Annotated in this window: 8 protein-coding genes and 1 pseudogene; 3 read left to right on the forward strand and 6 right to left on the reverse strand. The window is 66.7% G+C overall.

Annotated elements, in window-relative coordinates:
• Positions 1 to 39: 39 nt before the first annotated feature.
• A complete protein-coding gene (gene uvrB, locus AWC16_RS13290) occupies positions 40 to 2,211 on the reverse strand; it encodes an excinuclease ABC subunit UvrB (protein WP_085265225.1) in 2,172 nt (723 codons plus the stop codon).
• A 94-nt stretch (positions 2,212 to 2,305) separates the two neighbouring features.
• Between uvrB and AWC16_RS13295 the strand changes: the two genes are divergently transcribed.
• Entirely contained in the window at positions 2,306 to 2,803 is a 498-nt protein-coding gene (locus AWC16_RS13295; RefSeq protein ID WP_085265235.1) for a ribonuclease FAU-1 family protein, read from the forward strand.
• 68 nt (positions 2,804 to 2,871) lie between these two features.
• The gene (locus tag AWC16_RS13300) at positions 2,872 to 3,297 is read left to right on the forward strand and encodes a hypothetical protein (protein WP_085265226.1); all 426 of its coding nucleotides are present in this window, start codon (positions 2,872 to 2,874) and stop codon (positions 3,295 to 3,297) included.
• A gap of 15 nt (positions 3,298 to 3,312) precedes the next feature.
• Here the strand turns inward: AWC16_RS13300 and coaE are convergent, their stop codons facing one another.
• Positions 3,313 to 4,530 carry a dephospho-CoA kinase gene (gene coaE, locus AWC16_RS13305; protein ID WP_085265227.1) on the reverse strand — a complete coding sequence of 406 codons (1,218 nt, stop codon included), beginning with the start codon at positions 4,528 to 4,530 and terminating at the stop codon, positions 3,313 to 3,315.
• A 30-nt stretch (positions 4,531 to 4,560) separates the two neighbouring features.
• Complete coding sequence (rpsA, locus tag AWC16_RS13310) at positions 4,561 to 6,003, reverse strand: 30S ribosomal protein S1 (RefSeq protein WP_085265228.1); 1,443 nt, start codon at positions 6,001 to 6,003, stop codon at positions 4,561 to 4,563.
• Positions 6,004 to 6,177: 174 nt separating this feature from the next.
• On the opposite strand from rpsA, the gene AWC16_RS13315 reads away from it, so the two are divergent.
• Positions 6,178 to 7,305 carry a PrsW family intramembrane metalloprotease gene (locus AWC16_RS13315; protein ID WP_085265229.1) on the forward strand — a complete coding sequence of 376 codons (1,128 nt, stop codon included), beginning with the start codon at positions 6,178 to 6,180 and terminating at the stop codon, positions 7,303 to 7,305.
• Between the two features lie 8 nt (positions 7,306 to 7,313).
• Here AWC16_RS13315 and AWC16_RS13320 read toward each other — a convergent pair whose 3' ends face one another.
• The 3 genes and pseudogenes from AWC16_RS13320 to AWC16_RS25140 form a co-directional block, all read right to left on the reverse strand.
• A complete protein-coding gene (locus AWC16_RS13320; RefSeq protein ID WP_109561401.1) occupies positions 7,314 to 7,511 on the reverse strand; it encodes a hypothetical protein in 198 nt (65 codons plus the stop codon).
• Positions 7,512 to 7,554: 43 nt separating this feature from the next.
• Positions 7,555 to 8,790, reverse strand: a complete 1,236-nt coding sequence (locus AWC16_RS13325) for an IS256 family transposase (protein ID WP_085265237.1) — start codon at positions 8,788 to 8,790, stop codon at positions 7,555 to 7,557.
• A gap of 127 nt (positions 8,791 to 8,917) precedes the next feature.
• Positions 8,918 to 9,221 (reverse strand): annotated as a pseudogene (locus tag AWC16_RS25140) (HNH endonuclease signature motif containing protein); the annotation flags it as partial.

Here is a 9,221-nt window from a genome sequence, read left to right on the forward strand (position 1 = left end):
TCACTACAACACGCGAAAACCGATCGGCCCCGTGGCGCGTCACTTGAGCCCGGCCGCGTCCATGCCCCGCAACTCCTTTTTGAGGTCGGCGATCTCGTCGCGTATTCGCGCTGCCAGCTCGAACTGCAGATCACGAGCGGCGTTCATCATCTGCTCGGTCAGATCCTTGATCAGGTCCGCCAGTTCGGCGCGCGGCATGTTGCTGGTGTCGCGGCCCTCGAACACCCCGGCGCTCACCGCGCGGCCGGGCTCCCCCTGCGCCCGCCGCCCCCGCGAGGCGTTACGGCCCGACCCGGCGACCGCAACGGTCTCGGTGTCCTCCGCCTCCCGGTAGACCTGGTCGAGAATGTCGGCGATCTTCTTGCGCAGCGGCTGCGGGTCGATGCCGTTGGCCTCGTTGTAGGCGACCTGCTTGGCCCGGCGGCGTTCGGTCTCGTCGATGGCCTCCCGCATGGAGTCGGTGATCTTGTCGGCGTACATGTGCACCTCGCCGGAGACGTTGCGGGCGGCGCGGCCGATGGTCTGGATCAGGCTGCGGGTCGAACGCAGGAAGCCCTCCTTGTCGGCGTCGAGAATCGACACCAGCGACACTTCCGGCAGGTCCAGGCCCTCCCGCAGCAGGTTGATGCCGATCAGCACGTCGTAGTCGCCGAGCCGCAGCTGGCGCAGCAGCTCCACCCGGCGCAGCGTGTCGACCTCGGAGTGCAGGTAGCGCACCCGGATCCCCATCTCCAGCAGGTAGTCGGTGAGGTCTTCGGCCATCTTCTTGGTCAGCGTGGTCACCAGCACCCGTTCGTCGGCCGCCGCGCGCTGCCGGATCTCGGCGATCAGGTCGTCGATCTGGCCCTTGGTAGGTTTGACCACCACCTTCGGGTCCACCAGGCCGGTCGGGCGGATCACCTGCTCGACGAACTCGCCGCCGGCCTGGCTCAGCTCATAGGGCCCCGGGGTGGCCGACATGTAGACCGTCTGCCCGATCCGGTCGGCGAATTCCTCCCAGGTCAGCGGCCGGTTGTCGCATGCCGACGGCAGCCGGAACCCGTACTCCACCAGATTGCGCTTGCGCGACATGTCGCCCTCATACATGCCGCCGATCTGCGGCACGGTGACGTGCGACTCGTCGATGATGAGCAGGAAGTCTTCCGGGAAGTAGTCCAGCAGGGTGGCCGGCGGAGTGCCCGCACCACGAGCGTCGATGTGCCGCGAGTAGTTCTCGATACCCGAGCAGAACCCGACCTGGCGCATCATCTCGATGTCGTAGTTGGTGCGCATCCGCAGGCGCTGGGCTTCCAGCAGCTTGCCGTGGCGCTCCAGCTCATCGAGCCGGGCGGCCAGCTCCTCCTCGATGGTGGAGATCGCCTGCGACATCCGTTCCGGGCCGGCGACGTAGTGCGTGGCGGGGAAGATGCGCAGCGAGTCGACCTTGCGGACCACATCCCCGGTGAGCGGGTGCAGGTAGTACAGCGCCTCGATCTCGTCGCCGAAGTACTCGATGCGGACGGCCAGCTCCTCATAGGACGGGATGATCTCGACGGTGTCGCCGCGCACCCGGAACGAGCCGCGGGTGAACGCCATGTCGTTGCGGGTGTACTGGACGTCGACCAGCAGCCGGAGCAGGCCGTCGCGCGGCACCTCCGTACCGACCTGCAGCTCCACCGAGCGGTCCAGGTAGGACTGCGGGGTGCCCAGGCCATAGATGCAGGACACCGACGCCACCACCACCACGTCGCGCCGCGACAGCAGGCTGGACGTCGCGGAATGGCGCAACCGCTCCACGTCGTCGTTGATGGAGCTGTCCTTCTCGATGTAGGTGTCGGTCTGCGCTATGTAGGCTTCCGGCTGGTAGTAGTCGTAGTAGGAGACGAAGTACTCGACTGCGTTGTGCGGCAGCATCTCTCGTAGCTCATTGGCCAGTTGCGCGGCCAGCGTCTTGTTCGGCGCCATCACCAGGGTGGGCCGCTGCAGCCGTTCGATCAGCCAGGCCGCGGTGGCCGACTTGCCGGTGCCGGTGGCGCCGAGCAGCACCACGTCCTTCTCCCCCGACGTGATCCGGCGTTCCAGGTCGGCGATGGCCGTCGGCTGGTCGCCGGCCGGCTGGTACTCGCTGACCACATCGAACCGCCCGCCGGCCCGGACGATGCCTTCCACGGCGTCGGCGGCCGGCCGGTACTCCGAATGCGCGACGATGGGGTGTTCCGTTGCGAAAGCCACGAAACCAGAGTAAGCGTGGCCGCTGACAGCGCAGCCAGAGCAGAAGGGCATCGAGGTGCACCAGGTGCATTCACCCAAGGAAGAGACCTTCGACCTGGCCGCCTACACTAACACCGACCCGAAAGGGGTGGTGCGCGCCGTCGACGTCTACACGGTGCAGCCGTGGGGCCTCTACCTGGCCCGCCCCACCCCGGGCCGGGCCCAGTTCCACTACCTGGAATCGTGGCTGCTGCCCGCGCTGGGGCTGCGCGCGACGGTCTTCCATTTCAACCCCGGCCACGAACGCGACCAGGACTTCTATCTCGACATCGGCGAATACACCGCGGGGCCGGCGGTCTGGCACTCCCGGGACCACTACCTGGATCTGGTGGTGCGTACCGGGGCCGGCGTCGAACTCACCGACACCGACGAGCTGATGGCCGCCGTGCGGCTGGGCCTGCTGGCTCAGGACGACGCGGAGCGGGCGGTGGCTCGCGCCGTGACCGCCGTGGACGGCCTGGCCCGGCACGACTACGACCTGCACCGCTGGCTGGCCGGCCAGGGTATGCCGGTGACCTGGCCGGTCAGTGATGGCCTTACCGGGTCTCGGTAGTCAGCGCGCGGCAGATGTGACGCGTGACGCCCGGAGTCACTCCCGTGACCGAGGTAAACTGCGCGGATATGAACGCCAACCTGCGAATCGGTGTCGCCACCGCGACCGCCGCGGCCCTCCTCGGTTCCGGTCAGCTGATCCCAGTGCCGGCGGCGGCCGCCGACGAGCTGCACAACGTGACCTACATCGCGCGGGTCGACGCATGGACCCAGGGAAGTGTCGTCACCTTCATGCGCAACGACTACGAGACCGCCAGCGCGGACCTCGACGGTTTCGGGGCACCGTTCGAGGCCAACACCGTGATGACCGATCCCAGCAAGGCGGGCATGGTGATCCGGCTGCGCTGGCCGTCCTCGGCGAACGTGCACTGCGAGATCCACGTCGACGACGTGGTGGCCGTCAAGAGCGATCGGTTCGTCACCACTTGGGCCAACAGCAACGACCCGCGCAACGGCGCGATGCTGTGCGGTGCCCTGATCAGCAGCATGGCCTGACCGGCGCTTGGCCGCTCAGGGGCGCCATCCGGTGTCGTCGGCCCATGCCCACGCCTGCCGGTAGGCGGTGTCGAACCAGGGTTCCTTGACCTCGGCGTACGCTTCGATGCCGCCGTCGGCACCGGCACGTTCCGCGTCGCGCTTGACCGACAGGTAGTCGGTGCGTGCGTCGGCGTCGGCGGACAGCCAGGCGGGAAACAGCAGGGCGAACTGCTGATTGGGCCGGCCGTCGAGGCGGATGTGGACGTTGGTGGCCCGTCCCGGGTCGGCGGAGGCATGAAACCGCTTCTGCCACAGGGCCGGATCCTCCGTGTGGTCGAACTCCGCCACAGTGCTGCGGGCGTCGGGCTTGCCGCGGTCGGCGGTGATCGCCCCGACACGGGGGTAGCCGGCGCGCAGCAGGTCCTCGGCGAGTTCGTCGGCCACCGCGAGGGATTCCACCGTGACCTGCACGTCGATCACGTCCTTGGCATCCAGGCCGGTGACCGCGGTGGAGCCGATGTGATCCACACGCAACGCCCGGTGCCCGCAGGCGGTGCGCACCCGGGCCAGTATCCGTTGCGCCTGATCCGGCCAGGTCGGATCGGCCGGCATCAGCTGCGTCGGGGACGGCACCGTCCGGCGGGCGGTGAGGTTGTGCGCGAACGGCAGGATGCGATGGTGCCATAGCCCCAGCGCCTGCGCCGCGAGATCATCCGGGCTGCCGGAGTTGTCCAGCCAGACGTCGGCCACGTCGCGGCGCTGCGGCTCGGTGGCCTGCGCGGCGATCCGCGCCCGCGCGTCCTCCTCCGACATACCGCGGTACTGACGGAGCCGCGCCACACGCGTCTCTATCTCCGCATGCACCACGACCACCAGCGGGAACAGCGGCGCCATCTGGGATTCAACCAGTAGCGGGATGTCCTCGACGATCACCGCTTCATCACCGGCCGCAGCGATCAACTCCGAACGCCGTTGCGCCACCAGCGGATGCACGATGCCGTTCAGCGTGGCCCGCTTGTCGTCGTCGCTGAAGGCGATCGCGGCCAGCGCCGGACGGTCCAATGCTCCGTCTGGAAGCAGGATGCCCGGCCCGAAGGCCTCGACCAATTTGGCGAGGCCTTCGGTACCGGGCTCCACTACTTCACGGGCAATGACGTCACCGTCGACGATGACTCCACCGCACCGGCTGAAGGCAGCCGAGACCGTCGACTTACCGGCGCCGATACCGCCGGTCAGACCGATACGCAGCATCTGCGCCCCTTCACCGCGCCCGGGCGCGGGCTAGGCGCTGTTACCGGCGAGCTTCTCCCGCAACGCGGCGAGCTGCTCATCGCTGGCCAGCGAACCGCCGGCCGGCGCCTCGTCGCGGTGCGACCCGTTGGCGGCGGAACGCGAGGGCTCGGCGTGCTCGGCAGCGGCGAACTTCTCCATCTGCGTGGTGTGCATCTTGTGCCGGCGCTCGGCCTCGGCGTAGCGGGCCTCCCACTCGGCGCGCTGCTTGTCGAAACCCTCGATCCACTCGTTGGTCTCGGCGTCGAAGCCCTCGGGGAAGATGTAGTTGCCCTGCTCGTCGTAGCTGTCGGCCATGCCGTACTTCGAGGGGTCGAACTCCTCGGTGTAGTCCTCGTTGGCCTGCTTGAGGCTCAGCGAGATCCGGCGGCGGTCCAGGTCGATGTCGATGACCTTGACCATGGCGTCGTCGCCGACCGCGACCACCTGGTCCGGCACCTCGACGTGGTGCTCAGCCAGCTCGGAGATGTGGACCAGGCCCTCGATGCCCTCCTCGACGCGGACGAACGCACCGAACGGCACCAGCTTGGTGACCTTGCCCGGAACGATCTGACCGATCGCGTGGGTGCGGGCGAAGTGCCGCCACGGGTCTTCCTGGGTGGCCTTGAGCGACAACGAAACCCGTTCGCGGTCCATGTCGACGTCGAGCACCTCGACGGTGACCTCGTCGCCCACCTGAACCACCTCCGACGGGTGGTCGATGTGCTTCCAGGACAGCTCGGAGACGTGCACCAGGCCGTCCACGCCGCCCAGGTCGACGAAGGCGCCGAAGTTGACGATCGAGGACACCACGCCCTTGCGGACGGCGCCCTTCTGCAGCTGGTTGAGGAACTCGCTGCGCACCTCGGACTGGGTCTGCTCCAGCCAGGCGCGACGCGACAACACCACGTTGTTGCGGTTCTTGTCCAGCTCGATGATCTTGGCTTCGATCTCTTTGCCGATGTAGGGCTGCAGGTCACGGACCCGGCGCATCTCCACCAGCGAGGCAGGCAGGAAGCCGCGCAGGCCGATGTCGAGGATCAGGCCGCCCTTGACGACCTCGATGACGGTGCCCTTGACAGCCTCGTCCTTCTCCTTGAGCTCCTCGATGGTGCCCCAGGCGCGCTCGTACTGGGCGCGCTTCTTGGACAGGATCAGCCGACCCTCTTTGTCCTCCTTGGTGAGGACCAGAGCCTCGACCTCGTCACCGACGGACACCACCTCGTGGGGGTCGACGTCGTGCTTGATGGACAGCTCGCGGGAGGGGATGACCCCTTCGGTCTTGTAGCCGATGTCGAGCAGGACCTCGTCCCGGTCAACCTTGACGATCGTCCCTTCCACGATGTCGCCATCGTTGAAGTACTTGATCGTTTTGTCGATGGCGGCGAGAAAGTCCTCGGCCGAGCCGATGTCGTTGACGGCTACTTGCGGCGAGGTGACGGTGGGACTTGGCATGTGTTGGGTTGCTCCGGACAAGTTGACGTAGTAGGGACGGGGTCTTGTCACGCATGCTGGGCATGCGGTGGCCCACGATTTTGATCTAGGACTAGTCGAGGCCTACCTGTTGAGGCTACTCGACGCGTTGCACGCTGGACAAACCGGTGGCTACGCTGCGTCGCTATGCCTCAGATGCGGAACCGCCGGAAGGTCGGAGCGCCGCTCATCGTCATCATCCTGCTCAGCATCCTCACCGCACTGTTGCTGCTGCTGTTCACCGCGGCCAACCCGGGCGGCACGCTGACCGCCCTGGTACTGGCGAGCATCTCGATGCTGGTGGTGCTGTTGTGCTACCGGTGGCTGGACCGGTGGGAGCCCGAACCGCGACGCCTGCTGCAGCTGGCGTTCCTGTGGGGCGCCTCGGTCGCCGTGCTGCTCGCGGTGGGCTTGGAGACATTCGGGTCCTCGGTGGCCACGGTGCGCCCGCTGGTGTCGAAGGCCTTCGACATGGCGGCGATCCAGGCGCCGTTCATCGAGGAGGCGGCCAAGGGGCTGTTCCTGCTGATCATGTTGACCGGCCGCCGGCGCCACGAACTGAACTCGCTGACCGACTGCATGGTCTACGCCGGGGTCACCGCGGTGGGTTTCGCCTGGATGGAGGACATCGTCTACATCGCGCCGGCCGATTCGCCCGCCAAGATGGCGGCGGTGGCCATTGCGCGGCTGATCTTCGGACCCTTCGCCCACCCGCTGTTCACCACGATGACCGGCATCGGGGTGTTCTTCGCACTGCGCCGCCACGGGTTCTGGTCGAAGGCCTTCGTGATCCTGCTCGGCTACCTGGGGGCGGTGATCATGCACGCCTCGTGGAACGCGTCGCTGGCCGCGGGCGGCGGTCGGCTCTTCCTGGTGACCTACCTGTTCTGGATGGTCCCGGTGTTCCTGCTGATGGTGGTGCTGGGCGTGCTGAGCCGCCGGCACGAACAGCAGCTGGTCGCCTCGAAGCTGCCCGCGATGGCGGCGGGGGGCCTGATCAGCCCCAACGAGGCGACCTGGCTGGGGTCGATCCGCAGCCGCAAGCTGGCGATCCGCGAGGCGACGCGCATCGGCGGGCGCCCGGCCGGCCGGTCGGTCAAGAAGTTCGCCGCCCAGGTCGTCGAGCTGGCGTTCGTGCGGGACCGCATCGACCGCGGCTTCGGCGATGCCGAGGTGTGGGCGTTGCAGAACGAGGACGCCTACGGCGTGGTGGCGGCCCGAGCCGCGGCACCGGTGCTGCACACGATGGCCGGGTATCACTCGCCGCTGCCGGTCCGGCGCTAACCTCCCGCTCAGAACGGGGGCGGGTCGTCGTCGGCCCCCGGTGGCGCTACGCCGGTCCAGGCGACGCGGTTGGCCCGCAGCCGGGCTTCTCGGGCGCGGCGGTTTTGGTTGCGTTCCGCGGCGATTCGGGTGGCCCGGTTCTGGGCGCGGGTGCGGCGACGTCGGGGCATCATCGCGACGCGGTCACCGCAGCGGGAGCCTGTCACGAATTTTGTGTAAGTCAGAGGTGACTTAACGACGAATCCCACTCTAGCACAATGGGATTCGTCCGGGAAACAGTTTGGACAATGTGTTCAGCGCCACAGTCCAGTTGTAGGTTCCGGTCCCTGAGAAGCCTCCTCGCTCGCTGGAGATGTTGCGCAGCCCCAGGTACAGCAACTTCATTGCGGCGTCCTTGTCGGGGAAATGGCCGCGGTTCTTGGTGATCTTGCGCAGCTGGAAGTTGATCGACTCGATGGCGTTGGTGGTGTAGACGATCTTGCGCAGCTCGACCGGGTAATCCAGGAACGGGGTGAACTCGGCCCAGGCGCCCCGCCACACGTCGATCGCCCCGGGGTATTGGGCGCCGAACTCGCGGTCGAAGTCCTTGAGGGCCAATTCGGCGGCGTCCACCGTGGGTGCCGAATAGATGGAGCGCATCGCGGTCGCAACCTTGCGGCGATCCTTATAGGACACGAACCGCATCGCATTGCGGATGACGTGCACCACGCAGGTTTGCACGACGGTGTCGGGGTAGATCGAACGGATCGCATCGGGCAGTCCGGTCAAGCCATCACAGCAGGCGATGAGGATGTCGCGTACCCCGCGGTTGCGTAGATCGATGACGACCTTCTGCCAGAACTTGGCGCCCTCGGTGTCTTGGATCCAGCAGCCCAGGGCGTGTTTGCGGCCGTCGATATCCACGCCGATGGCCAGATAGGCCACCTTGGTGGTGATGACCCCATTGTCGCCGACCCGCAGCCGCAGACCGTCGATGTAGAGGATCGGATAGACCTCATCAAGCGGGCGCGACTGCCAGGCCTTGATCTCATCGACGACCACGTCGGTGATGTTGGAGATCAGCTCCCGCGACACCGATGCCCCGTACACCTCAGCCAGATGGGCTTCGATATCGCGGGTGGTCATGCCTCGTGAATACAGCGACAGCACCACCGAATTGATGTTGTTGAGCCGGCGGGTCTTCTTCGGCACGATCGCCGGCTCAAACGAACCATTGCGATCCCGCGGCGCATCGATACGCACCGGACCATTGACGGTGGTCACCGTTTTCGGCGTGGTGCCATTGCGGGAATTACCCGATCCACGTCCGGCCGGGTCCCCGGCTTCGTAGCCCAGGTGATGGGTCAGCTCCGAGTTCAGGGCCCGCTCGAGCACCGCCTTGGTCAACTCGTTGAGCAAACCGTCCGCGCCGTCGATCGGCGTCCCCGACTTCACCGCATCGGTGATCAACGAATCCAGCGTCTCGGTGGTGAACGTCTCCGCCAACCGTCGGGCCGCCGTCTTGTCCTCAGCCGGTGACTGCGTGGTCTTGGTCACAAAACACTCCTTCTGTCCGCCCCAACGGCGGTCCGATGATGGACCACCCCGGACTTACACAGATGGAATGACACGCCCCGCAGCGGTCGTCGCCGCGTCGCGCCGGCGGCTTCAAATCCCCGGTAGGCACGCATAAGCGCGGAAACAACAGGGAACTGCCCGGCGTGGTGACGTAGGTCTGCCCTGTCGGCGAGGTCAAAATCACCGTCCCATCCGGCAATTGCTGGTCCCGCCAACCCCAGAAAGTCTTCACCAAATGATGTGTGCGACAATAACATTTGAGATTCGACCCATGAGTGGCACCACCATCGCCACGGGGAATCGTGTGGTCGATGTCGCAGTCAACCGCCGGGCGGTCACAACCCGGCCAGCGACAGGTC

Source organism: Mycolicibacter longobardus, assembly GCF_002102265.1.
Taxonomy (GTDB): Bacteria; Actinomycetota; Actinomycetes; order Mycobacteriales; family Mycobacteriaceae; genus Mycobacterium; species Mycobacterium longobardum.